Genomic DNA, 25,136 nt, shown 5'->3' on the forward strand with positions numbered 1-25,136 from the left:
CTCCCGCGGGATGGCATCACATCTCGCACGGGACCGCGGCGGCGCAGGAAACCTTGGCGGACCAGCCCAGAGCATCGCTGCCCGCACCAGTGGCAGTGCGCAACGGATCGCTGGACGCAGACTGCCTGAGGCGTTGCGCCGCTCGCACTCGCTGGCGAGTTCGACGCCAGCAGATCACCAGATCGAGCTGGCAGTGAACCCTGATGCGTCACGTTTTTGCATCGAGCCCGATATCGGCGTGCCCGGGCTGCATGAGTAAATCGCCCACGTCGGCTGGTTTGGTAACGTTGAGCGGCGGCGCGTTGCGCCAAACAACGCGCCAGGAGGGCGCATTCTCCCGCACAATAAATCTGGCCGCGATCACAAGACCGACACACCACCACCTGCACGCGGCAGGCTGCACATAAAAACATCCGGGCCGATATCGGGGCCGCACCGTCACAGTCACAATTCCCCTGTAGACGCTGATTATGATTGCGGAAATACTGGCCTTGCATGCGTGCTCCGGCACCGTGCGGGGCACGGCGTCGAGCAGAACCGCCAAGTCGAGATCGGCGCCGTGCTTGCCCCTCAATAGCGGCAAACCTACCCCAGCACCTGACAGCGCGTCACCTCACCCACCGCGCCGTCCACACAACCACGAAATCCCTCGGGAGCCATCGAAACCAGTGCAGGAAGCGCAACCCGACTACAGGGTGCCGCACAAGGCAATTATTGCCGCTCCAAGCGCCCCGCGCCGTTTATGCGCGGATTCTCACCGCCGCCAACAGATGCGGTGGGCACGGTGAACGATGCGGTCGAGGATGGCATCGCCCAGGGTTGGATCGCCGATGATTTCGTGCCAGCGGCCGATGGGAACCTGGCTTGTGATCAGCAGGGCGCCCTTGCCGTCGCGATCATCGACGATCTCGAGCAGGTCGCGGCGCTGTTCGGCGGTCAGCGGCTCGGGTCCCCAATCATCGATGATCAGCAGGCGGGTGCGTTCGAGCGTGGTCATCAGCCTCGCGAGCCTGCCTTCGCCGCGGGCCGTGGCGATATCGGCAAACAGGCGCGGGGCGCGCCGGTACAGAACGGAGACGCCCTCACGGCATGCCTTGTTGCCCAAAGCGCAGGCAATCCATGATTTCCCCACACCGGTCGGACCGCTGATCAGCACGTGCTGGCCCTCTCGGATCCACCGACAGGTGGTCAGCGACTGGAACAGACCGCGGTCGAGGCCACGGGGTGTGCGCAGGTCGACATCCTCGACCGCTGCAGCCTGCCGCAATTTCGCGAGGCGCAGCCGGCGGGAGGTGCGGGCATTGTCGCGTGCGGTAACCTCGCGGTCGATCATCAGGCCGAGCCAGTCCTCGCGCGGCAGATCGTCGGCCGCGGACTGGTGCTGCATCTCGGTGAAGGCATCGGCCATCGCAGCCAAGCCCAGGCCGCGCAGGCGTTCCACCATGGGATGGATCAGCATCGTGTTGGTTCCTTTCAATGATAAGAGCCGGGTCAATGATAATAGCCGGGGCCACGGATATTCTCGTGGAACAGGCTGGGTTGTTCGGGTTGAGACGGGCTCGCGACCTTCCTTTCCCGAGCATTCTTCAGAATCGCCGCCACCGAGCTGTAGGAGCGTGTGCCGAGGCCCAGCGCCCGCGCGCAGGCGGCATCGAGGCGTTCGGCATCGTATTGCTTGGCAAGCCGAAGAATACCGATGCACGAGCGGAAGCCTTGTTCCGGATGCGGCCGTGAGCGCAGGATCAGCTCGACCAGAGCAGCCGTGTCATCGCCGATCGCCGCAGCTTCGCGCTGGATGCGTTCATGGGTCCAATCGCGGTAGCGCCGATGCGAACTCGGCATGTGCTCGGCCAGCGTCGTTGGCCGATGCGGGCGGTTGCTGCGTTGATGGGCGGCGACCAGTTTGCCGCGATGGAACACTTCCACCGTCCTGGCGGTGATCCGCGCCTCGACCTCCTGGCGCAGCAGGCGATACGGCACGGAATAGAAATGCTTGTCGACCTCGATGTGGTAGTCGAGGTTCACCCTGCATCGCTTCCAATCGGCATATTCGTAGGGCGTCGCCGGTAGCGGTTGCAGCGCCGGGCGGTCGAGCTGGTCAAACAGAGCCCGCCGGGTTGTGCCCCATCCCCGCATCGGCCGATCGTTCAACTGCGCGGTCAGCTCACGGATCGCCTGGTTCAGTTCTGCCAGCGAGAAGAACCGTCGATTGCGTAGCCGGGCCAAAATCCAGCGCTGAACCACATGGACACCCACTTCGACCTTGGCCTTGTCGCGCGGCTTGTAGGGGCGCGCGGGGATGATCGCGGTGCCGTAATGCGCTGCCATGTCGGCGTAGGTGCGGTTCACCACCGGCTCGTAAAAGCAGGCCTTGGTGATCCCGGATTTGAGGTTGTCGCTGACGATCTGCCGCGGAACCCCGCCCAGCGCGGCCAAAGTGTTCACATGCGCGCCAATCCAATCCGCCAGCCCCTGGCTCGCGGTCGCCTCCGCGTAGATGAAGCTCGATGCACCGAGGACCGCAACGAAGATCTCGGCCCGGGTCACTTCTCCGGTCGCCCCATCGATGACTTCCATCGTCTGACCGGCGAAGTCGACGAATAGCCGTTCCCCGTCCGTGTGCACCTGGCGCAGCGTCGGCTTCAGCCGACCCGCCCACTCCCGATAAAGATCACAGAACCACGAGTACCCGAACCCGTTCACCGAGGTCGCTCGATATTCCTCCCACACCAGCGCAAGCGTCATGTTCGGCCGGCGCAGATCACGATGAACAGCCGACCAATCCGGCACCGGGCGTTGGTCATGCGGCACGTCCGGCACCGGCGGAAACAACAGCGCCTCCAGACGCTCGTCATCCAGCCGAACGTTCGCTCGACGACCCAGCGTTTCGGCAGCACGATAAACCCTTTCACGTCTTTATCAGTTCGCTTGACGACGGTGAGGGAAATACGGCTCACCTCGAAGGCTGCGCACTGGGCTTCATCCCCCTGATAACCTCCGTCGACGAAGGACATTTTCACCCACGGGCTCTTGCGACCAAAGGGGCCAAAGGGCCGGGGGGGGGGGGCAAGGACGTGGTTAGTCGTACTTGGCGAAAGGTGAAGGCGGACTGGGAAGGCTGGAACCGGCGCAGTCTGGCCGATGATGACATCGTCCGGCTGATCCTGGACGGTGCCGTGGTGACGGTCCGGCTCGACCGGAAAGCGACCAACATCTCACTGCTGGTCGTGCTTGGTGTCCGCCGCGATGGGCAGAAGCTGCTGCTGGCGGTGAAGAACATGGGAGGCGAAAGCGAAGCCGCCTGGCGCGCCGTGCTCGATTATCTCATCGCGCGGGGCCTGCGCACCCCGGAACTGCTGCTGATCGATGGCGGCGCCGGCCTCGAACGTGCGCTGGCCGGGCTTTGGCCAAACGCGCCGACGCAGCGCTGCACCGTGCACAAGCATCGAAATCTGCTGGCCCATGCGCCAGACGCCCTGCACGAGGAGGTCACCGCCGACTACAACGACATGATCTACGCCGAAACCAGTGCCGAGGTGATGCGCGGGCGCCGGCTGTTCCTCGCCAAATGGCGTCTGAAATGCTGCGGCTTGGCCGACAGCCTCGAAGAAGCCGGCGATCGGCTCTTCACCTTCACTCGCTTGCCCCAAGCCAGTGGAGATCAGCAAGAACGACGAATGCGATCGAACGTCTGCATGAGGAATTCAAGCGCCGGATCAAGACCCAGACCGTCCTGCCCTCGACCGAAACCGCAGCGATGTTGTTCTGGTCGTTGCTTGCATCCGGGCAGATCGCCATGCGCAAAGTCGACGGGTGGCAGACGCTCGCCGAACCACCCGCCTCAATACATCTTGATCTCGTCGCCTGACCCCGTCATGTTCCTCCAGCCGGAGACGCCGCCCAAGGCCATTTCCACACAACCCGAGACGCCACCCTTACATCATCAATCGTTTGTTACACCGCGAGGGCAGCCTCGGCAGTTTTCACCACCGCCTGCAATGCCCCCGGTTCGAACGGCGATTTCAGCTTTGCGGCCGCGACAAGTTTACCGAACGGTGCAGAACCACCAAGGCCGCAGAGATCAACATAAGTATCGAAGCTGCCCTTATAATCCTGCTGCGATTTTACCCAGAATTGTAACGCGCAGCATTGTGCCAGGGTATAATCGATATAGTAGAAAGGCGCGCGATAGATGTGCAGTTGGGCCTGCCAGCGCCCGCCCATCGCCGGGTAGTCGAGGTCACCCCAGTTGCGCCACGGCAGATACATCGATTCGAGCTTCCGCCACATCGCATGGCGGTCGGCGGGGCTCGCCTCGGGGTTGGCGTAGACTTCATGCTGGAAATGATCGACGCACACACCGTATGGCAGAAACTCCAGCGCCCCGATCAGGTGCATCCGCTGATAACGCGCCGTCTGCTCCCCGAACATCGGGGCGATGTGCGGATACGCGAGGAATTCCAGGCTCATCGAGTGGATTTCGGCGGATTCCGAGGTCGGCCAGAGATAGTCGAGCGACGGCTGGTTCCGGCTCTGGTAGTTCTGGAAGGCGTGGCCCATTTCATGGGTGAACACATCAACATCATGATGCGTGCCGTTGAAATTAGCGAAAATATACGGCATCCCTACCGCCGGAAACGAGGAGCAGAACCCGCCGCCCGCCTTGGCAGGCCGGTTCTTCAAATCCATGAACCCACCCTCGTTCATCTGGCGATAAAAAGCGGCAAGGCGCGGGTCCATTGCATCGAACATTTCGTTCGCACGGGCCACCAGTTGGTCGTGATCGCCCTGCGGTTTGGGGTTGCCCTGGGGATCAACCAGCGCTTCGTCCCATGCGTAGAGCGTATCCAGCCCGTTGGCGACCCGCCGCTGCTCGATCAGTTTCGCGACCAGCGGCGTGACATGTTTGAGCACTTCGGCGCGGTAGGTCGCCACCTGTGCCGGCCCGTAATCCAACCGGCCCATCCGCCGATAACCGAGCGCGGTGAAATTCTCATCGCCCAGCGCCCGTGCCATCTTGTGGCGCAGCTTGACCAGCTTGTCGTAGATATTGTCCAACTCCGCGCCATGCTCGGAGAAAAATCCCCAGCGCGCGGCAGCCGACTGATGCCGGATCTTGCGATCCAGACTCTCGCCGTACGGCGTCAGCCCAGCCAGATTGACGGTTTCGCCATTGAACACGAAAGTCGCTGAAGCCAGCAGGGCAGTATAGTCGGCTTCGAGCTTCGATTCCTCCTCCAGATCCGCAGCGATCGCCGGCGAGAACGTCGTCACGTCGTTGCGCCAGATATCCACCGCGTGCCTGCCATATTGCCCCTCGATCAACGCAGGATCGAGCGCGAGCAGCCGGTTCTTCCAACTGGTCTCATGATCCGAGATCACCGGACCCAGGGCATCGGCATATTCGCGTTCGGCCTTGTACTCTGCATTCGAAGTATCCTGCGAAAACCGCAGATGGGTCAGCGAGGACCAGGTACTGGTGGCGCGGCGCAGCCCTTCCCATTCCGCCAGCGCCTCGGTCACCGCGCCACGATCCAGCAAGCCGTTCAACACTGCATAGGCTTCGGCCAGACTTTCGCGGGTCGGCTTGACCGCTTCGATCTCATCGAACTTCATCAACTGATCCCTCTTCATTGTTGCGTCATCAATCCCAGCGCCTGGCGCTCGAACAACCGTCGATAGATCCCGCCATGGGCCTCGGTGAGCGTCTCATGGGTTCCTTGTTCCACGATGCGACCCTGATCGAAAACCAGAATGCGGTCCAGCGCCCGGACGGTCGAGAGTCGGTGAGCGACCACGATCACTGTGCGGCCGGTCATCAATCGCTCAACCGCTTGCTGGATCAGCGCCTCGGATTCCGAATCGAGGCTTGCGGTCGCCTCATCGAGAATCAGGATCGGCGCATCTGCCAAAAACGCACGTGCGATCGCAACCCGCTGGCGCTCACCTCCCGAGAGTTTCACACCGCGCTCGCCCACGAGTGTCCGGTAGCCGCTCGGCAGCCGCATGATGAACTCGTGGGCATTGGCCATCATCGCCGCGTTTTCGATCTCCGCCATGCTCGCATCGGGCCGCCCATAGGCAATGTTCTCCGCGAGCGAGCGATGAAACAAAATCGGCTCCTGCGCGACGATCGCGATCGAGGCACGCAGCGATTCCTGCGTCACCCGCGCGATATTCTGCCCGTCGATCCGGATTTCCCCACCCGTCACATCGTGCAGCCGCTGAATCAGTTTAACGAAGCTCGTCTTGCCCGATCCCGAATGCCCGACGAGCCCGACCCGTTCACCGGAGGCGATCCTTACCGAAAGATCATCGAACAACGGCGCTACATGCTTGCCATACGTGAAATCGACCTGATCGAACACGATCTCGCCCTGCAGGATCTGCGCCGGCATCGCACCGGGCCGATCCGCGATTGCGAAGGGCTGGCTCTCCATCCGCACCATGTCCTCCATCTCGTTCACGGTGCGCTGGAGATTGGCGATATGATAGCCGACGTCGCGCAGATAGCCGAGCACGATGAGATAGGCGGTGATCACGGTCGCGACCTCGCCGGGCGTCGCCCGCCTGATCCACCACAGATACAGCGCCAACCCGATGATCGCGACTCGCAGCACCATCAGCGCGGCTCCCTGCCCGGTGCCGACCCGATTGCCGCGATACCAATACCGCCGGGTACGGTGCTGCCACTTGCCGACCACCCGCGCCAGAATCGCATCCTCGCGGGTCTCTGCGGCAAACCCCTTGACCACGGCGTTGCACGAAACCGCATCGGCCAACGCGGCTCCCATCGCGGTATCGCAGCGATTCGATAGTTGCGAGGCAGGCGAAACGTAGCGCATCTGCAGCCATACCGTGGCACCGACATAAATCAGTGCGCCCACGGCGATCAGGCTGCCCATCGCGATTGACTTCACCCCGAGCATCACGGAGGTCCCGGCCAGCACCGCGAGCGCCGGCAGCAACGCGATCAGGATGGTGTCGTTGAGCAGATCGACTGCCCAGATCCCGCGGGTGATCTTTCGCACGATTGCGCCGGCGAAATTATTGGCATGCCAGTCCGAGGCGAAGCGCTGGACCCGGTAGAACGAATCGCGCGCCATTTCGCTCATCATCGCAAGCGTGAGCCCGACCACCGAGCGATATCCCACGAAGCGCAGCGCGGTCTGCGCCACGCCAAGGGCCGCAATGATCCCGAGGGCAATTACCGCCGCATGCAGCGAGGCCGTGCTCCGCACCGTCACCGCATTGATGAGATCGCCGGCATAGAGCGGCATAAACACGTCGGTTATGGTTGCAGCCACCATGGCCAGAGCACAAAGCCCGAACACGACACGATGATGGAGCCAACGTCGGCCGACAAAGCCGAACACCGAACGGAACGGTGATTTCAGATTTTTTTCAGACGAAAACATGGAATGAACAGGATCGCGCTTGCGCGCAATCATCCCTCAAAAGTCGACATGAACTGAAATAGTGGAATCTGCGCCCCGGATAAGGGTGCTGCAGGCAGACCTATCGAACGCGCGCTGGTCGCGTAAATCGATCGCTGCAAAAGGAGGTAATCACAACGATGTTCATCATGCCTCCTTGGTCAATGTTGCCTAGAGTAGGAGCAGTACGGACAAGCGAATGCCCTGTCCAGCAAAAAAAGTACTTCAGCGATTAGGGCGACTCGATCCGCAGAGCAAAAACGCGCTAGAATAAATTGAAAGTGTCGGACGTCACAGATTTATGGTAACGATACGGCGGAAATCGCCGCAACTTCGCCCGAAAATTACTCACCGTGCGATGGCCGCACGACCAAGTTTTCGGAGTGAAGCTGGCATTCCTGCGCTGCCGAGGTCACGGCGCCGTTATCGACCCGATCATACACTACTGACAGATGCTGCCGCATCGCATTGGTAGATGCATTGGCCGTGATGTCGCTGCCCTGCAAAGACGGTGCCGCCACAAGATAAACCGTACCGCCAAGTTTGTTCTGCATCTGGACCTGGCAGAACATGGCGGTCTGGCGCGACGCGGGCGACAAGCCGGACAGAAACGCGGCGTTATCGGCCTTAGCCGCGCTCGCCGTCAGTGGTCCGGACGACATGCCACCGGAACATGAGGCAAGGAGAAGAATGACAGGAACAGGCAGGAGCGGACTAATTTTCATGCCATAACGATACAAGATCGGAGCCGATTCGCAATAGAAAACTCGCGACGATGGACCACGAACAGGTGCCGCTCAACAAAGATTGAGTTCAAGCTGCCTGCGCGACGTCGTCCTCGTCATCCTTGACTTCTGGCTTTGGCCCGCTGTCGATCCCTTTGGCCGCCGGATCGCGATCAACCAATTCGATCACCGCCATATCAGCCGCATCGCCGTAGCGCATACCGGCTTTCAGCACGCGGGTATAACCACCCTGTCGTCCCTGATAACGTTCGGCCAGTGCATCAAAAAGCTTCGAGACGATTACCTCGTCACGCAGAACCGCATGGGCCTGCCGGCGCGCATGAAGCCCGCCGCGCTTACCGAGCGTGACGAGCCGGTCCGCGACCGGTGCCAGTTCCTTGGCCTTCGGCAGGGTCGTTGTGATCTGCTCATGCTTGAGCAGAGCAACCGCCATGTTGCGAAACATCGCCGCACGGTGGGACGTGGTGACGCCGAGTTTACGTCCAGCAAGTCCGTGACGCATAGGGGTGACTCCAGATCAGAAAAAGAAACGATTAGAACGGCTGGTCTGAACGCTTGACCAGATCTTCGATATTTTCGGGGGGCCAATCGGGCACCAGCATACCGAGGCCGAGGCCCATGGCAGTCAGTACTTCCTTGATTTCGTTAAGCGACTTGCGACCGAAATTCGGCGTGCGCAGCATTTCCTGTTCGGATTTCTGCACCAGATCGCCGATATAGACGATATTATCATTCTTCAGGCAGTTGGCCGAACGTACCGAGAGCTCCAGTTCGTCGACCTTGCGAAGCAGGTTCGGATTGAACGGCAGTTCCGGACGCGGCTCCTCCGAGCGCAACCGCTGCGGCTCCTCGAAATTGACGAACATGCCGAGTTGGTCCTGCAGGATCCGCGCGGCCAGAGCCACAGCATCCTCCGGCGTCACCGCGCCGTTGGTCTCGATTGAGAGAATCAGCCGGTCATAGTCGGTGACCTGCCCCACGCGAGTCGGCTCAACGCGATACGAAACCTTGCGCACCGGCGAATAGATGGAGTCGACCGGAATCAACCCGATCGGAGCGTCCTCCGGCCGATTGGCCGACGCAGCCACATAGCCGCGCCCGGAATCGACTGTGAACTCCATCCCCAAAGTCGCGCCATCATCGAGCGTGCAGAGCACCAGATCAGGGTTCATCACCTCGATATCATGACCCGCCTGGATCATCGCGGCGGTCACTTCGCACGGTCCCTTGGCCGCCAGCGTCATCCGCTTCGGCCCATCGCCATGCATCCGCACTGCGATCTGTTTGATGTTGAGCACGATGTCGGTCACGTCTTCACGGACACCGGCAATCGAAGAGAACTCATGCAGCACGCCGTCGATCCGCACGGCGGTCACAGCAGCGCCATGCAGCGACGAGAGCAGGATCCGACGCAGCGCGTTGCCAAGCGTAATACCGAAACCACGCTCCAGGGGCTCGGCAATGATTGTCGCCATACGCTGATCATCCGAGCCCGGCTCGACGTCGAGTTTCTCAGGCTTGCGTAGCGACTGCCAGTTACGCTGCATCGCCAAATGTGTGTCTTTCAACATCAATTCCTCCGGTTGGGCAGCGTACCGCCCTCACCATCCAAAAAACGCAACTTCCGCCAGGCACGCCATCGGCAAACGTCGCCGACACCTTAGACGCGGCGGCGCTTGCGCGGACGGCAACCATTATGCGGGATCGGTGTCAGGTCTCGAATCGCGGTGATCGAGAACCCTACGGTTTGCAAGGCCCGGAGCGCGCTCTCACGTCCCGAACCCGGACCGCTGACTTCGATTTCCAGCGTCTCCATGCCATGCTCGCGCGCCTTGCGTCCAGCATCTTCGGCGGCAACCTGCGCGGCATAGGGTGTGGATTTTCGGCTGCCCTTGAACCCCTGACTTCCGGCGGACGACCACGAAATGGCATTGCCTTGCGCGTCGGTGATGGTCACCATCGTGTTGTTGAAGCTCGCGAGCACATGGGCGACGCCGGAACTGATGTTCTTGCGTTCTTTACGGCGGGGCCGCGTGGTGGCTGGTTTGGCCATGAAAATTCCTGTCTTTCTTTCGGCTCAGGGCCGGCAATCCTGCCGGTAACGGGCCATTGCATCGATGCGAAGATCCGAAAGGTTACTTCGTGACCTTCTTTTTGCCGGCGATGGCAACGGCCTTGCCTTTGCGGGTGCGGGCATTGGTGTGGGTCCGCTGACCGCGAACGGGCAACCCCTTGCGATGGCGCAGCCCACGATAGCATCCCAGATCGACCAATCGCTTTATGTTCATCGCGACCTCGCGGCGGAGATCACCTTCAACGCGGTAATCCTTGTCGATCAGTTCGCGGATCTTCGCGATCTCGTCGTCCGACAGCTGGTTGACCCGCTTGTCCTCGCCGATGCTCAACGTCGTGCAGATGTCACGCGCCTTGGTCGGCCCGATGCCGTAAATATAGCGCAGGCTGACCAGCACGCGCTTGTTCGAAGGTATGTTTACGCCGGCAATACGCGCCACGCTGCTGCTCCTTGGTCCCCGTCAGCTCGACGCTGCGGATTGCTGTCATCAAACGATAGACAATGAGCCAGAAACCGAACCCGTATAACAACGGTACCGATCCCGGAGATCATCATCGGAATAAAGTACGGCGCCCCGCCAGGGAGCGCCGCTGATGGCGTTGTCTATCGCCGACACTTAGTTGAGTCAATCGAACAACATCACTTTTTCGTGATCACGTCACAAATAGCCGCACAGCTCAATCCGCCGACATGGCTTCCGGCATCGAAATACCGGCCTGCCGCAGCGCCCTCTCGATCGCGATCGTCACATCGTCCATATCGGCCATGCCATCGACTTCGTAATAAATATGTTTGGCTTGGTAATACGGAAGAATCGGAGCGGTCTGCCGGTTATACGCCGCGAACCGTTGCTTCACCGTCACCGGATTATCGTCGGGCCGACGAATGAACTCCGTGCCGCCGCATTTGTCACAAATCCCCGCTTTGGCGGTCGGATGCATCGTGTCGTGATAGCCGGCACCACACGCTGCGCAGGAAAATCGTCCTGCGATCCGCTCTACCAGTACGTCTTCATCAACTTTGAGCAGAATCACCGCTCGCAGATCCTGCTTTTCCACCGCCAGCATGGCATCGAGTGCCTCGGCCTGGGGCACCGTGCGGGGAAAGCCGTCGAGAATGAACCCGTGCCGGCAATCCTCCTGCGCCAGGCGGTTGCGCAGCATGTCGATGATCAGATCATCCGACACCAGTTCCCCTGCCTCCATCACCGACTTGGCGATCCTGCCCAGCGTTGTGCCAGCCTTGACCTCAGCGCGCAGCATGTCGCCGGTCGCGATCTGCCCGACATGATAGCGATCCTGCAGAATTTTGGCCTGCGTTCCCTTTCCGGCACCCGGGGGTCCGAGGAGAATGATGTTCATCTGGTTCGCGTCCTTCCGCGGCCTTTTCTGATCAGGCCTTCATATTGATGGGCAAGCAAATGTGACTGTATCTGCGCCACAGTATCCATCGTCACTGAAACCACAATCAGCAGCGATGTGCCACCAAAATAATACCCCGCCGCAAGATCGAACTGGCCGATCAGGAATTGCGGAATCAAGCACACGATCACCAGATATCCTGCGCCGATCGTGGTCAGCCGCGTCAGAACGGTATCGAAATACTTCGCGGTGTTTGCCCCCGGCCGGATGCCGGGAACGAACCCGCCATATTTCTTGAGATTATCAGCGGTCTCCTCTGGGTTGAACACCACAGCCGTATAAAAATAAGAGAAAAAGATGATCAGCCCGGCATAGAGAATCATATAGCCCGGCTGCCCGTTCGAAAGCTGGCGCGCCATGAACTGCAGCCATGCCGGCCCGGTACCGTGGCTGAACCCCACGATGGTCGCCGGGATCAGCAACAGCGAACTGGCAAAAATTGGTGGGATCACCCCCGACGTATTCACTTTCATTGGCAGATGCGACGAGTCGCCGCCGAACATCCGGTTGCCGACCTGACGCTTCGGGTATTGGATCAGTACCCGCCGCTGCGCCCGCTCCATGAACACCACGAACGCCACAACCACCAGCGCCATAACGAAAAAACCGATCACGAATCCGGTCGAAAGTCCGCCTGTCGCGCCAAGTTGCAGCACACTTGCGATCGCGCCGGGAAATGCCGAAACGATGCCAGAAAAGATGATCAGGCTCGACCCATTACCGATTCCGCGCGAGGTGATCTGCTCGCCGATCCACATTAAAAACACCGTGCCACCCGTGAGCGTGATCACAGTGGTGACCAGAAAGAACCCGCCTGGCTCAATCACCGCCGGCCCGACCGAGGAAGTGATATGCTCCAGCCCGATCGCAATCCCGTAGGACTGCGCCAGCGCGATGAAGACGGTCAGATACCGGGTATATTGCGTCAGCTTCTGCTGCCCCGACGCCCCCTCCTTCTTGAGGGTCTCAAGGGTCGGCACCGCCGCCTGAAGCAGCTGCATGATGATCGAGGCCGAAATATACGGCATGATGTTCAGCGCGAACACCGTCATCCGCCCCAGCGCCCCGCCGGTGAACATGTTGAACATGCCGAGCACGCCGCCGCCGTTCTGCGACAGCATATGCTCCATCACGGTCGGATCGACGCCGGGGATCGGAATATACGTTCCCAACCGGAACACGATCAGAGCCCCCAGCGTGAACCAGATCCGTTTCTTGAGATCGGTCGCCTTCGAGAGGGTTTCGAGATTGAAACTCGACGCAAGCTGTTCAGCAGCGGAAGCCATGAATGATCCCCAAATAGCAACGGCGCCTCATGCGGATGAGACGCCGTTGGTTATATGCGTTGCGCCAGCGCGGGCAAAGACCAAAACACCCAAAGTTTTTTGCTACTTCTTATAAGAAAAAGTATCTCTTCGTGTCTAAGAGAATCAAAAAACTTTGGCCAGTTCAGGCCGCTGCCGCTTCGGCTTTCGCGACCAGCGTTTTCACCGTGCCGCCGGCACCTTCGATCGCGGCGATCGCGGTGGCCGATGCGCCGGATACTTCGATGTCCACCTTGGTCGAAATCTCGCCGCGCCCGAGCAGCCGCACACCTGCCAGCTTGGAACCGGCGTAAACCCCTGCCGCCCGCAGATTAGACTCGGTGATTGGCGCGGACGCATCGAGCTTGCCCGACTCGATCAACATTGCCAGCGTCCCCACATTCAACGGCGCGTAATCCTTGCGGTTCACATTGGTGAAGCCGCGCTTCGGCATCCGCCGATAGATCGGAAGCTGACCGCCCTCGAACCCGTTCAGCGATACGCCTTCACGCGCCTTCTGACCCTTGACACCCTTGCCGGATGTCTTGCCCTTGCCGGACCCAATACCTCGGCCGAGCCGCTTCGATTTCAGACGCGACCCCTTGTTGTCACGCAATTCATTGAGATTCATGACTTACTCCCTGAGGTCAATTCCTCGACCTTCAAAAGATGCGCAACCTTCTTGATTCGCCCCATATTCTCGGGCGTGGTCGGAAGCTCACGCGTGGAATGCATGTGCCGCAGCCCCAGCCCGACCAGTGTTTCCCGCTGCCCCGGCTTGCGCCCGATCGCCGACCCAGTCTGGGTGATGCGAACGCGTTTGATCGGATCAGACATCGGCCGCCACCTCTTTCTCACGCTTGGTGCCGAACAGATCCGCCACCTTCTTGCCGCGCCGCGCCGCAACCGTGCGCGGGCTCGCGCAGTTCGCCAGCGCCGCGACCGTGGCCTTCACCATGTTGTGCGGGTTCCGGCTGCCGAGCGACTTGGCAACCACGTCGCCGATCCCCAGCGTCTCGAATACCGCGCGCATCGGCCCGCCGGCAATAATCCCGGTTCCAGCCGGCGCCGATCGCAACACCACATGACCCGCGCCGTAATGGCCCTCGATGTCATGATGGAGCGTACGGCCTTCCTTCATCGGCACCCGGATCATGCCGCGCTTGGCACGTTCCGTCGCCTTGCGGATCGCTTCGGGCACTTCCTTCGCCTTGCCGGCGCCGAAACCAACGCGACCCTTCTGGTCACCAACCACCACCAGGGCGGCGAACGCAAACCGGCGTCCGCCCTTCACCACCTTGGCGACACGGTTGATGGTGACGAGCTTGTCGATCAGCTCATCGCCGTCCCGGTCCCGCTCGCGCTCGCGGCCACGACCGCCGTCTCGTGCTTCACGTGCCATGCGCTATGCTCCTCAGAAGTCCAAACCGCTCTCGCGAGCGGCATCGGCCAAGGCTTTCACCCGGCCATGATATTTATACGCACCACGATCGAACGCGACCTTGGTGATCCCGGCCTCTTTGGCGCGCTCGGCAACCAGCTTACCCACCGCCGCCGCAGCAGCCCGGTCAGCACCAGTCTTCAGATCGGCCTTCAACCCGGCATCGAGCGACGATGCCGCGGCGAGCGTACGCCCGGCCGCATCATCGATCACTTGGGCATAAATATGCTTGCCCGACCGGAACACCGAAAGCCGCAGCCTTCCGCCCGATTTCTGCTTCAGCTGGTAGCGCAGGCGCTGCCGGCGCCGCACTTCATTGTCATATGTCGCGGTCATTACTTCTTCTTGCCTTCCTTACGCCGGATCGCCTCGCCCTCGAACTTCACGCCCTTGCCCTTATAGGGCTCCGGCGGACGGAAGGCGCGGATCTCGGCACAAACCTGACCCACCAGCCGCTTGTCGATCCCCTCGACCTTGATCAAGGTCGGCTTTTCGCAGGATATCTTGATGCCGGGGGGCACCGCAAACACCACATCATGCGAAAACCCCAGGTTCATCACCAGATTCGAGCCCTGCACCGAAGCGCGGAAACCCGTCCCGGTGATTTCCAGAACCTTCGCATAACCCTTCGAGACACCCTCGACCATGTTGGCCACATTCGCGCGCGTGGTCCCCCACATCATGCGTGATGCGGCTTCCTTGTTGCGCGGAGTCACCGCCAGCTTGCCGTCCTCGATCTTCGCCTCGACCCGCTCGGAAACCGGCATGGTCAACTCGCCCAGCTTGCCCTTGGCGGTCAGAATGCCATCGACCACGGTGATCGAAACGCCCTGCGGCAGCGGAACCGGATATTTACCTACACGTGACATGATGCTGCCTCCTCAGAATACGCGGCACAGCACTTCACCACCAACATTGGCAGTGCGCGCTTCGACATCGCTCATCACACCGCGCGGCGTCGACAGGATGGATATCCCCAACCCGGCGTAAACCCGCGGCAGTTCCTTGATCTTCGAATACACCCGGCGGCCCGGGCGGGAGATACGCGTAATCTCCTTAATAACCGGCTCACCTTCGTTATACTTCAGCTCGATGCGCAGCTGCGCCACACCAGGGCGCAGATCCTCTTTCGAGAACCCGCGAATGAACCCCTCGCGCTTCAACACTTCGAGCACATTGGCCCGCAGATGCGAGGCCGGAGCGACACACATCGTGTGGCGCGCGCGCTGCGCATTACGGATACGGGTGAGCATGTCACCCAACGGATCAGACATCGACATGGCTTGCCCTCCTTACCAGCTCGCCTTGACCATGCCGGGGATCTGCCCGGCACTGGCCAAGTCGCGCAACGCGATGCGGCAAAGCTTGAATTTACGATAGTTGCCGCGCGAACGGCCGGTCAGCTCGCAACGCAGACGAACCCGCACCGCCGCACCATTGCGCGGCAGCTGCGCCAGTTTCATCGTCGCATCGAAACGGTCCTCAACCGGCAGGGTGCGATCCATCACGATCGCCTTCAGCACCGCGCGCTTGCCCTTGTCGCGCGCCGCCATCTTTTCCCGCCGCTTATTCCGATTGACCTGAGAGGTCTTCGCCATCGTCTTCTATCCTCCGGAACCTGTCAGCACCTGCCGACGGTTTTCCCTAAAAACTGTGTACGCGTCCAACCCACCCTCGCCGAAACATCTCCCCCGGGCACCAACCCGGGCGATCCGCTCAAACGAAGGGAATGCTGAACCCCTTGAGCAGTGCCTTCGCCTCGGCGTCGTTCTTCGCCGTGGTGACAAACACAATGTCCATACCGCGCACGGTATCGACCTTGTCGTATTCGATTTCCGGAAACACGATCTGTTCCTTCATGCCCATGGCGAAATTGCCACGGCCATCGAAACCCTTACCCGAAATCCCGCGGAAATCGCGCACGCGCGGCAGAGCAATCGTGACCAGACGGTCCAGAAACTCATACATCCGCGCCCGGCGCAGCGTCACCTTGCACCCGATCGGCAGACCCTTGCGGATCTTGAACCCGGCGATCGCCTTCTTGGCGACGGTCTTGACCGGCTTCTGCCCGGCAATCAGCGTCAACTCGGCCACCGCCTGGTCGAGCTTCTTCTGATCGGCAGCCGCCTCGCCAACACCCATGTTGATGACGATCTTTTCCAATTTCGGAACCTGCATCACATTCGTGTAGCCGAATTCCTTCTGCAACGCCTCGCGCACCACATCGTGGTAATGCTGGTGCAGCCTCGTCTTGGCACTGGCCTCGCTCATGATACTACCCTCAACCGTCGATCACGGAATCGCTCTTGCGCGCGACCCGGACCTTGCGACCGTCCTCAAGCGTGCGAAAGCCGATACGCGTGGCCTTCTTCGTCTCGGGATCGATCAATGCGATATTCGACAAATGGATCGGCATTTCCTTGCTGATAATGCCGCCCGGCTCGCCCATACCGCGCGCCTTGGTATGCTTCTTCGCAACCGCCACACCCTGAACGACAGCCTTGTTCACGGTCGGCAACACGCGCAGCACTTCACCCTGGCGGCCCTTGCTGGCGCCGGAAATCACGACCACCTGGTCGCCCTTGCGGATACGTGCGGCCATATTACAGCACCTCCGGTGCCAGAGAAATGATCTTCATGAACTTGCGCGCGCGCAGCTCACGGGTCACCGGCCCAAAAATACGCGTGCCGATCGGCTCCATCTGCTTGTTGATCAGCACGGCCGCATTGCGGTCGAACCGGATCACGCTGCCATCGGCCCGGCGCACCGGATAGGCGGTTCGCACCACCACGGCCTGATGCACGTCGCCCTTCTTGACCTTGCCACGCGGGATCGCATCCTTGATCGACACGACAATGACATCGCCGACCGAGGCGATCCGCCGCTTGGAACCGCCCAGCACCTTAATGCACTGCACCCGGCGCGCGCCGGAATTGTCAGCAACATCCAGATTGGATTCAACAATAATCATATCAGGCCACCTGTGCTTCGGCTGAGGCCGGGGTCAGGGACTCGCCATTTCGTGCGGTCACCAGCCACGCCTTGCGCTTGCTGATCGGCGGGCATTCCTCGATACGCACCAGATCACCGGTGGCGCAGATGTTTGCCTCGTCATGCGCCGCATATTTCTTCGAGCGGCGGATGAATTTCTTGTACAGCGGATGCATGATGCGACGCTCGACCAAGACCGTCACGGTCTTGTCCATCTTGTCACTCACGACCCGCCCGGTCAGGACGCGCTTCGGCATAACTCGTAACCCCTCAAACCTTGGCCGAAGCGCGAAGGCGCTCAGCCATAATCGTCTTCACCCGTGCCACGTCACGGCGCGTCTTGCGCATCTGGCTGGTATTCTCCTGCTGGCCGGTGGCCCGCTGGAACCGCAGATTGAGCTGTTCACGCTTCAGATCGAGCAGGAAATCATTCGTCTCATCCGGCGTCTTGACCCGTATATCGGCTGCCTTGGTCATCTCACGCCTCCCCGATGCGGGTAACAATCTTCGTCTTGATCGGCAGTTTCGCCGCACCCAGCGTCAACGCCTCGCGCGCGATACCCTCGGCCACGCCGTCGATCTCGAACATGATGCGACCCGGATGCACCCGCGCCACCCAGAACTCCGGGCTACCCTTGCCCGAGCCCATACGCACTTCGGCCGGCTTAGTCGAAACCGGCAGATCCGGAAAAATCCGGATCCACACGCGGCCAGCACGCTTCATCTGGCGGGTGATCGCACGACGCGCCGACTCGATCTGCCGCGCGGTAATCCGTTCCGGCTCCATCGCCTTCAGCCCGAACGTGCCGAAGTTCAACTGAGTATTCCCCTTGGCCAGGCCGTGGATACGGCCCTTGTGCGCCTTGCGGAACTTGGTTCGCTTTGGTGACAGCATAGTCTCAATCCTCGCTTAACGCTGCGGCGCTTGTTCGGCGGCCCGGCGGTCCTGCGCAAGCGGATCATGACCCATGATCTCGCCCTTGAAGATCCACACCTTCACGCCGCAGGTGCCATAAGTCGTCTTGGCCGTCGCGGTGCCGAAATCGATATCGGCGCGCAACGTGTGCAACGGCACCCGGCCCTCACGATACCATTCCATCCGCGCAATCTCAGCACCACCGAGGCGGCCACCACAATTGATCCGAATGCCCTGTGCACCCAGCCGCATCGCGGACTGCACCGCCCGCTTCATCGCCCGGCGGAACGCCACGCGGCGCTCGAGCTGCTGAGCAATGTTCTGTGCGACCAGCACAGCATCAATTTCCGGCTTGCGGATTTCGACGATGTTCAGCGACACCTCGGCCTTCGCCATCACCGACAATTCCTTCTTCAGAACGTCGATATCCTGGCCCTTCTTGCCGATCACCACGCCAGGGCGCGCCGCGTAAATCGTCACGCGCGGCTTCTTCGCCGGGCGTTCGATCAGCACCTTGGAAATGCCCGCGCCCGACAGCCGCGTCATCAGATGCTCGCGCAGCCTCAAATCGTCATGCAGCAGCTTGGCATAATCGGTACCCGCAAACCACCGGCTGTCCCAGGTGCGGTTGATGCCGAGCCGCAGCCCGATCGGATTGACCTTGTGACCCATTACGCCTGCGCCCCTTCAATGACCGGACCTTCTGCGCCGACCGGCCGGTTACGACCCGCCGCACGCTTTTCCGCCTTCGTGATAATATCGCGTTCAGCGACCACGATGCGCAAATGGCTGAACCATTTCTCGACGCGCGCCGCCTTGCCGCGACCACGCGCCTGAAACCGGCGCATCACGATGCCGCGACCGACTTCCGCCGTGGTAACGACCAGACGATCGACATCGAGCTGATGATTATTCTCGGCGTTGGCCACCGCCGACTGCAACAGCTTCTTCACGTCCTGGGCGATCCGCTTCTTGCTGAACGTGAGTTCGGCAATCGCGCGGCCGGCCGGCAGGTTGCGAATCGAGGTCGCAACGATGTTGAGCTTGCGCGGGCTGACGCGAATGTTGCGCAATACCGCCTCGGCTTCGGTTTCCGCCAGCATGCGGGGATGATTGGGCTTGCTCATATCAGCCTCGTTTCGCCTTCTTGTCGGCCGAATGGCCGGTGAAACTGCGGGTCGGCGAGAATTCGCCGAACTTGTGGCCGACCATGTTCTCGTTGACCTGAACCGGCAGAAACTTCCGGCCGTTGTAAACGCCGAATGTCAATCCCACGAACTGCGGCAGAATGGTCGAGCGGCGCGACCAGATCTTGATGATCTCGTTTCGGCCCGAAGCGCGCGAGGTCTCGGCCTTGGCCAGCATATACCCGTCAACGAACGGGCCTTTCCATACGGAGCGTGTCATCGATCAGCCCTTCCCGACCTTACGGCGCCGGATGATCAGATCATCCGTCCGCTTGTTCGAACGTGTCTTGTAACCCTTGGTCGGCTTGCCCCACGGCGTCACCGGATGACGGCCGCCCGAGGTTCGGCCTTCACCACCACCCAACGGGTGATCGACCGGGTTCATCGACACGCCACGGTTATGCGGCCGCCGGCCCAGCCAGCGATTACGCCCGGCCTTGCCAAGTTCCTGGTTCGAATGGTCCGGGTTCGACACCGCACCGATCGTCGCCATGCACTCGCCACGGATCAACCGCAGCTCGCCCGACATCAGCTTGACCTGGGCATAGCCCTGATCCTTGCCGACCAGCTGCGCAAACGTCCCCGCCGACCGCGCCATCTTGCCGCCGGCGCCCGCCTTCAGCTCGATGTTGCAAATGATCGTGCCGACCGGAATGGCAGACAGCGGCATCGCATTGCCCGGCTTGATATCGACCTTCAAGCCAGACACCACCTGATCGCCAACCTTGAGCCGCTGCGGTGCCAGAATGTACGAAAGCTCGCCATCGGCATATTTCACCAGCGCCAGGAACGCCGAACGATTCGGATCATATTCCAACCGCTCGACAATCGCCGCCACATCGAATTTGCGGCGCTTGAAATCGACCAACCGGTAAGTCCGCTTGTGTCCGCCGCCCCGGAAATAGCTAGTGGTACGGCCATGATTGTTGCGCCCGCCGGTGGAGTGCTTGCCCTCGGTCAAACCCTTGACCGGCTTGCCCTTCCACAATTCCGAGCGATCGATCAGAACGGTGCCGCGCAGGCTCGCCGTGACCGGTTTAAAATGTTTCAATGCCATCGGATTCGCCTTACGCCAGACGCGTCGTGAAATCGATCGACTGGCCTTCGGCCAGCGTCACGAACGCTTTTTTCATGTCAGACCGCTTGCCCGGCCGACCCTTGAAGCGCTTCGCCTTGCCCTTCTGGATCAGCGTGTTCACGCCAGTCACCTTCACGCCGAACAACCCCTCGACCGAGGCCTTGATCATCGGCTTGGTCGCATCGATCGCAACCTTGAACCCGACCTGGTTCCGCTCCGAAAGGGCGGTCGCCTTCTCGGTGATCAGCGGTCCGCGGATCACATCGAACATCGCCTCGCGCGACAACACGGGCTTCTTTGCCGCCGGTGCCTTGCTCACACTGGTGCTCATGCCGCGATCTCCTCATGCGAGGCTTCGCCAGCCGGAACTTTCCCCGCCAGGCGCAGCTTCAAACCCTCAAGACCGGCCGTCGTGATCGCCAGAATATCGTGGTGCAGAATGTCATACACGTTCGCCCCCACCACCGGCAGCACATCGATCCCGATCAGATTGCGGCTCGCCCGGGCAAACCCGTCATCGACCACCGCATCGACCACCAAAGTCCGGCCCCAGCCGAGCTTCTTGATCTTGCTGCTCAGCTCGGACGTCTTGGCGACACCCGCAACCGTATCCAGCACGACCAGCTTGCCCTCGAGCGCCTTCTGCGACAGCGCAAAAATCAACCCAAGCCGGCGCACCTTCTTGTTCAGCGAATACCCATGATCCCGCACGACCGGACCATGCACCACACCACCGGTACGGAACTGCGGCGCGCGCAACGAACCCTGGCGCGCATTACCGGTACCCTTCTGACGGAACGGCTTCTTCGTGGTGCCCTGCACCTCGCCCATGCCCTTGGTCTTGTGCGTGCCGACGCGGCGCTTCGCCAGCTGCCAATGCACGACACGCGCCATGATATCCGGCCGCGGCGCCATCCCGAAATACTCTTCCGGCAGTTCGATCTTGCCGGCGGTCTCGGCTTGCAGATTATAAATATCGTATTCCATCGTCTCAGCCTTTCAACGCGGCAGGATAGGCCGCATCGGCCGGACGGGCTTTCTTCACCGCGTCACGCACAAACACATAGCCGTTCTTCGCACCGGGAATGCCGCCCTTGATCATGATCAGGCCGCGCGCCTCATCGACCGCTGCAATCTCCAGATTCATCGTGGTGATCCGCTTGTCACCCAGATGACCCGCCATCTTCTTGTTCTTGAAGGTCTTGCCCGGATCCTGACGATTACCGGTCGAGCCCAGCGAACGATGGCTGATCGAAACGCCATGCGAGGCTTCAAGACCAGCAAAGTTCCAGCGCTTCATGCCGCCGGCAAACCCCTTGCCCTTGCTGATGCCCGCGACGTCGACCTTCTGGCCCGCCGCGAAATGCGTGGGCGACAGCACCGCACCGGTCTCCAGCACGGCATCATCCGCCACGCGGAACTCAACCAGCTTCATCGCCGGTTCGACCTTCGCGTTCGCATAATGACCCTTCATCGGCTTGGACACATTCTTGGTCTTGGCATGGCCAAACCCCAGCTGAACCGCCGCATAGCCGTCGGATTCCACAGTCTTCGCCATCACCACCCGCACGTCGTCCATGTGCAGAACTGTGACCGGCACATGGGTGCCGTCATCCCTGAACAACCGGGTCATCCCCAGCTTCTTTGCAATAATACCGGTGCGCATCACACTACTTCCAGATATCAGATCTTGATTTCGACATCGACGCCGGCCGCAAGGTCGAGCTTCATCAGCGCGTCAACCGTCTGCGGGGTCGGATCGACAATGTCGAGCAGCCGCAGATGAGTGCGGATTTCGAATTGCTCACGGCTCTTCTTGTCGACATGTGGCGAACGGTTGACGGTGAAACGCTCGATATGCGTCGGCAGGGGAATCGGTCCCCGAACCTGCGCGCCCGTCCGCCGTGCGGTGTTCACGATCTCCTTGGTGCTGTTGTCGAGCACCCGGTGATCATACGCCTTGAGGCGAATACGGATATTCTGATTGTCCATCGTACAAACCTATAGTCGTTACAAAGAGCGGGGGTAGAAAGCCAAAAAACCACCCCGCCCACCGGCTTGAACCGGAAGGCGGGGCTGTATCAAACCGAAGTCTACTTCGTGACCTTGGCAACGACGCCCGAACCAACGGTCCGGCCGCCTTCACGAATGGCGAAACGCAAGCCCTCATCCATCGCGATCGGCGCGATCAGCTCGACGTCCACGGTCACGTTGTCGCCCGGCATCACCATCTCGACGCCATCCGGCAAGGTCACCACACCGGTCACATCGGTGGTGCGGAAGTAAAACTGCGGGCGGTAGTTGGTAAAGAACGGCGTATGACGGCCACCCTCTTCCTTGTTCAGAATATACACCGAACCCGAGAAATTGGTGTGCGGCGTGATCGAACCCGGCGCCGCCAGAACCTGGCCACGCTCGACATCTTCACGCTTCGTGCCGCGCAGCAGCGCACCAATGTTATCGCCTGCCTGGCCCTGATCGAGCAGCTTGCGGAACATTTCAACGCCGGTGACGATCGTCTTCACGGTGGCCTTCAGACCCACGATCTCGACTTCGTCGCCAACCTTGACAATGCCGCGCTCGACGCGGCCGGTCACCACGGTGCCACGACCCGAGATCGAGAACACGTCTTCAACCGGCATCAGGAACGGCTTGTCGATCGGGCGTTCCGGCTGCGGAATATACGCATCGACCGCCGCCATCAGCTCGATCACGGCCTGCTCGCCGATTTCCTGCTGCTTGTCTTCCAGCGCGCACAGCGCCGAACCCTTGATGATGGGAATATCATCGCCGGGATATTCATACTTGTTCAGCAGATCGCGCACTTCCATCTCGACCAGCTCAACAAGGTCGGGATCGGCCATGTCCATCTTGTTCAGGAACACGACGAGCGCCGGCACGCCAACCTGACGGGCGAGCAGGATATGCTCCCGGGTCTGCGGCATCGGGCCATCGGCGGCCGAAACCACCAGAATGGCACCGTCCATCTGCGCCGCACCGGTAATCATGTTCTTCACATAGTCAGCATGGCCGGGGCAATCGACATGGGCATAATGCCGGTTCGCCGTCTCGTACTCGACATGCGCGGTCGCGATCGTGATGCCACGAGCGCGTTCTTCCGGCGCCGCATCGATGCTATCATAGGCGCGGAACGTCGCCCCGCCCGACTTTGCCAGCACCTTGGTAATGGCCGCGGTGAGCGACGTCTTGCCATGATCGACGTGGCCGATCGTACCGATGTTGCAGTGCGGCTTGTTCCGCTCGAATTTAGCCTTGGCCATGGGTATCTCCGTCTCGTATTAGGGTCAGCGCCGCATCAGACCGGCGACAGATCAGTTTCCGTTTACCAGCGATAATGGCTGAACGCCTTGTTGGCTTCGGCCATGCGATGCGTGTCTTCACGCTTCTTGACTGCCGCACCACGGTTGTTCACCGCATCCAGCAATTCGTTCGACAACCGGTCTTCCATCGTATGCTCGCCACGCTTGCGTGCACTCTCGATGATCCAGCGGATCGCCAAAGCCTGGCGCCGCTCGGTCCGCACTTCGACCGGAACCTGATACGTCGCACCACCAACCCGGCGCGACCGCACCTCGATCGCTGGCTTCACATTATCCAACGCCTCGTGAAACATCCGAACCGGATCGGCGTTGTTGCCGCCCCGCTTCTTCAAACTATCGAGCGCGCCGTAAACAATGCTCTCAGCGGCCGATTTCTTGCCATCGTACATCAGTACGTTCATGAAGCGATTGATCACCACGTCTCCGAATTTCGGATCGGGCAAAACCTCGCGCTTGGTCGCGGAATGACGTCTGCTCACGAACTCTCTCCTTACTTCGGCCGCTTCGCGCCATACAGCGAACGACGCTGACGACGCTTGGCAATGCCCTGGGTATCGAGCACGCCACGCAGAATATGATAACGCACGCCCGGCAAATCCTTCACGCGACCACCACGGATCAGCACCACCGAGTGCTCCTGCAGATTATGCCCCTCACCCGGAATGTAACTCACTACCTCGTAACCGTTGGTCAGACGCACCTTGGCAACCTTACGCAACGCCGAGTTCGGCTTCTTCGGGGTCGTGGTATAAACGCGGGTGCAAACACCGCGCTTCTGCGGGCAGTTCTGCAGCGCCGGCACCTTGTTGCGCTTGGCCCGAACTTCACGCCCCTTGGCGATCAACTGATTGATAGTCGGCATGCACTCGTCGTCCTTCTGGCCTAAATCCGTCTCGCCGGCGCCACCCGTCGCGCGCTCATACAAACACCGCAGGGCGGAGAATACTCCACCTGCGGCAACCCAGACCCGCAACCTAAGTCACCCCTGTGAGCGACGGCGCCGCAAGCATGAGAATAATGAACGGCGCGACCGGAACGCCCCGCGTCTCGCTGAGACGCAACCCTTAAGAGGCGACTGCGGCAGAGTCAAGTCGATTCCCGCCCCAGGAAGGCCGGGATTTTGGCCTGATCGGACTGGGGCTCTTGGCCTTGCCCTCTCTAATGGTTTTCCAGCGCGCGCTGACGATGATGGATCACACG

At 60.8% G+C, this 25,136-nt stretch carries 37 protein-coding genes and 1 pseudogene; 1 reads left to right on the forward strand and 37 read right to left on the reverse strand.

Annotation, left to right across the window (positions count from 1 at the left end):
• Window positions 1–208: 208 nt before the first annotated feature.
• The 4 genes from SIL87_RS14410 to SIL87_RS20170 form a co-directional block, all read right to left on the reverse strand.
• On the reverse strand, window positions 209–544 hold the full coding sequence (locus tag SIL87_RS14410) for a hypothetical protein (protein WP_319612377.1): 336 nt from the start codon (window positions 542–544) through the stop codon (window positions 209–211).
• 210 nt (window positions 545–754) lie between these two features.
• On the reverse strand, window positions 755–1,459 hold the full coding sequence (gene istB, locus SIL87_RS14415; RefSeq protein ID WP_319614845.1) for an IS21-like element helper ATPase IstB: 705 nt from the start codon (window positions 1,457–1,459) through the stop codon (window positions 755–757).
• A 32-nt stretch (window positions 1,460–1,491) separates the two neighbouring features.
• Entirely contained in the window at window positions 1,492–2,859 is a 1,368-nt protein-coding gene (gene istA / locus SIL87_RS14420) for an IS21 family transposase (protein ID WP_405055274.1), read from the reverse strand.
• The gene (locus tag SIL87_RS20170; RefSeq protein WP_405055237.1) at window positions 2,742–3,014 is read right to left on the reverse strand and encodes a transposase; all 273 of its coding nucleotides are present in this window, start codon (window positions 3,012–3,014) and stop codon (window positions 2,742–2,744) included. Before SIL87_RS20170 ends, istA begins: the two co-directional genes overlap by 118 nt.
• An 84-nt stretch (window positions 3,015–3,098) precedes the next feature.
• On the opposite strand from SIL87_RS20170, the pseudogene SIL87_RS14425 reads away from it, so the two are divergent.
• Window positions 3,099–3,868 (forward strand): annotated as a pseudogene (locus SIL87_RS14425) (IS256 family transposase).
• Between the two features lie 86 nt (window positions 3,869–3,954).
• On the opposite strand, the gene SIL87_RS14430 reads toward SIL87_RS14425, so the two are convergent.
• From SIL87_RS14430 to rpsL, 33 genes are all read right to left on the reverse strand, one after another.
• Window positions 3,955–5,616 (reverse strand): M3 family oligoendopeptidase, encoded by a 1,662-nt coding sequence (locus SIL87_RS14430; RefSeq protein WP_319614846.1) that lies wholly within the window; start codon window positions 5,614–5,616, stop codon window positions 3,955–3,957.
• A gap of 14 nt (window positions 5,617–5,630) precedes the next feature.
• Window positions 5,631–7,418: an ABC transporter ATP-binding protein gene (locus SIL87_RS14435; RefSeq protein WP_319614847.1), complete on the reverse strand. Its 1,788-nt coding sequence runs from the start codon at window positions 7,416–7,418 to the stop codon at window positions 5,631–5,633.
• Window positions 7,419–7,780: 362 nt separating this feature from the next.
• On the reverse strand, window positions 7,781–8,176 hold the full coding sequence (locus tag SIL87_RS14440) for a hypothetical protein (protein WP_319614848.1): 396 nt from the start codon (window positions 8,174–8,176) through the stop codon (window positions 7,781–7,783).
• A gap of 73 nt (window positions 8,177–8,249) precedes the next feature.
• On the reverse strand, window positions 8,250–8,684 hold the full coding sequence (rplQ, locus tag SIL87_RS14445) for a 50S ribosomal protein L17 (protein ID WP_319614849.1): 435 nt from the start codon (window positions 8,682–8,684) through the stop codon (window positions 8,250–8,252).
• Window positions 8,685–8,715: 31 nt separating this feature from the next.
• The gene (locus SIL87_RS14450; protein WP_319615989.1) at window positions 8,716–9,735 is read right to left on the reverse strand and encodes a DNA-directed RNA polymerase subunit alpha; all 1,020 of its coding nucleotides are present in this window, start codon (window positions 9,733–9,735) and stop codon (window positions 8,716–8,718) included.
• Between the two features lie 107 nt (window positions 9,736–9,842).
• A complete protein-coding gene (gene rpsK / locus SIL87_RS14455) occupies window positions 9,843–10,235 on the reverse strand; it encodes a 30S ribosomal protein S11 (RefSeq protein ID WP_319614850.1) in 393 nt (130 codons plus the stop codon).
• A gap of 82 nt (window positions 10,236–10,317) precedes the next feature.
• Window positions 10,318–10,695, reverse strand: a complete 378-nt coding sequence (rpsM, locus tag SIL87_RS14460; protein ID WP_319614851.1) for a 30S ribosomal protein S13 — start codon at window positions 10,693–10,695, stop codon at window positions 10,318–10,320.
• Window positions 10,696–10,933: 238 nt separating this feature from the next.
• The gene (locus SIL87_RS14465; protein WP_319614852.1) at window positions 10,934–11,617 is read right to left on the reverse strand and encodes an adenylate kinase; all 684 of its coding nucleotides are present in this window, start codon (window positions 11,615–11,617) and stop codon (window positions 10,934–10,936) included.
• Window positions 11,614–12,963, reverse strand: coding sequence for a preprotein translocase subunit SecY (secY, locus tag SIL87_RS14470; RefSeq protein ID WP_319614853.1), 1,350 nt, complete (start codon window positions 12,961–12,963; stop codon window positions 11,614–11,616). The genes SIL87_RS14465 and secY overlap by 4 nt, the downstream gene beginning before the upstream one ends.
• Before the next feature lie 163 nt (window positions 12,964–13,126).
• Entirely contained in the window at window positions 13,127–13,612 is a 486-nt protein-coding gene (rplO, locus tag SIL87_RS14475) for a 50S ribosomal protein L15 (protein WP_319614854.1), read from the reverse strand.
• A complete protein-coding gene (gene rpmD, locus SIL87_RS14480) occupies window positions 13,609–13,818 on the reverse strand; it encodes a 50S ribosomal protein L30 (protein WP_319614855.1) in 210 nt (69 codons plus the stop codon). Before rpmD ends, rplO begins: the two co-directional genes overlap by 4 nt.
• Entirely contained in the window at window positions 13,811–14,383 is a 573-nt protein-coding gene (gene rpsE, locus SIL87_RS14485) for a 30S ribosomal protein S5 (protein WP_035228985.1), read from the reverse strand. The genes rpmD and rpsE overlap by 8 nt, the downstream gene beginning before the upstream one ends.
• A gap of 12 nt (window positions 14,384–14,395) precedes the next feature.
• Window positions 14,396–14,758, reverse strand: coding sequence for a 50S ribosomal protein L18 (rplR, locus tag SIL87_RS14490; protein WP_029312068.1), 363 nt, complete (start codon window positions 14,756–14,758; stop codon window positions 14,396–14,398).
• Window positions 14,758–15,291 (reverse strand): 50S ribosomal protein L6, encoded by a 534-nt coding sequence (gene rplF / locus SIL87_RS14495; protein ID WP_319614856.1) that lies wholly within the window; start codon window positions 15,289–15,291, stop codon window positions 14,758–14,760. Before rplF ends, rplR begins: the two co-directional genes overlap by 1 nt.
• A gap of 12 nt (window positions 15,292–15,303) precedes the next feature.
• Window positions 15,304–15,702 (reverse strand): 30S ribosomal protein S8, encoded by a 399-nt coding sequence (rpsH, locus tag SIL87_RS14500; RefSeq protein WP_029312066.1) that lies wholly within the window; start codon window positions 15,700–15,702, stop codon window positions 15,304–15,306.
• Window positions 15,703–15,714: 12 nt separating this feature from the next.
• Window positions 15,715–16,020: a 30S ribosomal protein S14 gene (gene rpsN, locus SIL87_RS14505; RefSeq protein WP_029312065.1), complete on the reverse strand. Its 306-nt coding sequence runs from the start codon at window positions 16,018–16,020 to the stop codon at window positions 15,715–15,717.
• A gap of 118 nt (window positions 16,021–16,138) precedes the next feature.
• Entirely contained in the window at window positions 16,139–16,693 is a 555-nt protein-coding gene (gene rplE, locus SIL87_RS14510) for a 50S ribosomal protein L5 (protein WP_029312064.1), read from the reverse strand.
• Between the two features lie 10 nt (window positions 16,694–16,703).
• Entirely contained in the window at window positions 16,704–17,024 is a 321-nt protein-coding gene (gene rplX, locus SIL87_RS14515) for a 50S ribosomal protein L24 (protein WP_029312063.1), read from the reverse strand.
• 1 nt (window position 17,025) lies between these two features.
• A complete protein-coding gene (rplN, locus tag SIL87_RS14520; RefSeq protein ID WP_029312062.1) occupies window positions 17,026–17,394 on the reverse strand; it encodes a 50S ribosomal protein L14 in 369 nt (122 codons plus the stop codon).
• Window position 17,395: 1 nt separating this feature from the next.
• Window positions 17,396–17,671, reverse strand: a complete 276-nt coding sequence (rpsQ, locus tag SIL87_RS14525) for a 30S ribosomal protein S17 (RefSeq protein ID WP_029312061.1) — start codon at window positions 17,669–17,671, stop codon at window positions 17,396–17,398.
• Between the two features lie 13 nt (window positions 17,672–17,684).
• Window positions 17,685–17,891, reverse strand: a complete 207-nt coding sequence (gene rpmC, locus SIL87_RS14530; RefSeq protein WP_029312060.1) for a 50S ribosomal protein L29 — start codon at window positions 17,889–17,891, stop codon at window positions 17,685–17,687.
• Window position 17,892: 1 nt separating this feature from the next.
• The gene (gene rplP, locus SIL87_RS14535) at window positions 17,893–18,309 is read right to left on the reverse strand and encodes a 50S ribosomal protein L16 (RefSeq protein WP_029312059.1); all 417 of its coding nucleotides are present in this window, start codon (window positions 18,307–18,309) and stop codon (window positions 17,893–17,895) included.
• 15 nt (window positions 18,310–18,324) lie between these two features.
• Complete coding sequence (gene rpsC / locus SIL87_RS14540) at window positions 18,325–19,002, reverse strand: 30S ribosomal protein S3 (protein WP_319614857.1); 678 nt, start codon at window positions 19,000–19,002, stop codon at window positions 18,325–18,327.
• Window positions 19,002–19,457 (reverse strand): 50S ribosomal protein L22, encoded by a 456-nt coding sequence (gene rplV, locus SIL87_RS14545; RefSeq protein WP_319614858.1) that lies wholly within the window; start codon window positions 19,455–19,457, stop codon window positions 19,002–19,004. Before rplV ends, rpsC begins: the two co-directional genes overlap by 1 nt.
• 1 nt (window position 19,458) lies before the next feature.
• Window positions 19,459–19,737 carry a 30S ribosomal protein S19 gene (rpsS, locus tag SIL87_RS14550; protein ID WP_029312056.1) on the reverse strand — a complete coding sequence of 93 codons (279 nt, stop codon included), beginning with the start codon at window positions 19,735–19,737 and terminating at the stop codon, window positions 19,459–19,461.
• A gap of 3 nt (window positions 19,738–19,740) precedes the next feature.
• On the reverse strand, window positions 19,741–20,574 hold the full coding sequence (gene rplB / locus SIL87_RS14555) for a 50S ribosomal protein L2 (RefSeq protein WP_286702446.1): 834 nt from the start codon (window positions 20,572–20,574) through the stop codon (window positions 19,741–19,743).
• Window positions 20,575–20,584: 10 nt separating this feature from the next.
• On the reverse strand, window positions 20,585–20,881 hold the full coding sequence (locus tag SIL87_RS14560) for a 50S ribosomal protein L23 (RefSeq protein WP_319615990.1): 297 nt from the start codon (window positions 20,879–20,881) through the stop codon (window positions 20,585–20,587).
• A gap of 41 nt (window positions 20,882–20,922) precedes the next feature.
• Window positions 20,923–21,582: a 50S ribosomal protein L4 gene (gene rplD, locus SIL87_RS14565; RefSeq protein ID WP_319614859.1), complete on the reverse strand. Its 660-nt coding sequence runs from the start codon at window positions 21,580–21,582 to the stop codon at window positions 20,923–20,925.
• A gap of 4 nt (window positions 21,583–21,586) precedes the next feature.
• A complete protein-coding gene (gene rplC / locus SIL87_RS14570) occupies window positions 21,587–22,261 on the reverse strand; it encodes a 50S ribosomal protein L3 (RefSeq protein WP_286702444.1) in 675 nt (224 codons plus the stop codon).
• A gap of 17 nt (window positions 22,262–22,278) precedes the next feature.
• Window positions 22,279–22,587, reverse strand: coding sequence for a 30S ribosomal protein S10 (gene rpsJ / locus SIL87_RS14575; protein WP_029312051.1), 309 nt, complete (start codon window positions 22,585–22,587; stop codon window positions 22,279–22,281).
• 101 nt (window positions 22,588–22,688) lie between these two features.
• On the reverse strand, window positions 22,689–23,876 hold the full coding sequence (gene tuf / locus SIL87_RS14580) for an elongation factor Tu (RefSeq protein WP_029312050.1): 1,188 nt from the start codon (window positions 23,874–23,876) through the stop codon (window positions 22,689–22,691).
• A 62-nt stretch (window positions 23,877–23,938) separates the two neighbouring features.
• The gene (rpsG, locus tag SIL87_RS14585) at window positions 23,939–24,415 is read right to left on the reverse strand and encodes a 30S ribosomal protein S7 (protein WP_319614860.1); all 477 of its coding nucleotides are present in this window, start codon (window positions 24,413–24,415) and stop codon (window positions 23,939–23,941) included.
• An 11-nt stretch (window positions 24,416–24,426) separates the two neighbouring features.
• A complete protein-coding gene (rpsL, locus tag SIL87_RS14590; protein WP_029312048.1) occupies window positions 24,427–24,798 on the reverse strand; it encodes a 30S ribosomal protein S12 in 372 nt (123 codons plus the stop codon).
• Between the last annotated feature and the right edge of the window lie 338 nt (window positions 24,799–25,136).

This window comes from Acidiphilium acidophilum (assembly GCF_033842475.1).
GTDB lineage: Bacteria > Pseudomonadota > Alphaproteobacteria > Acetobacterales > Acetobacteraceae > Acidiphilium > Acidiphilium acidophilum.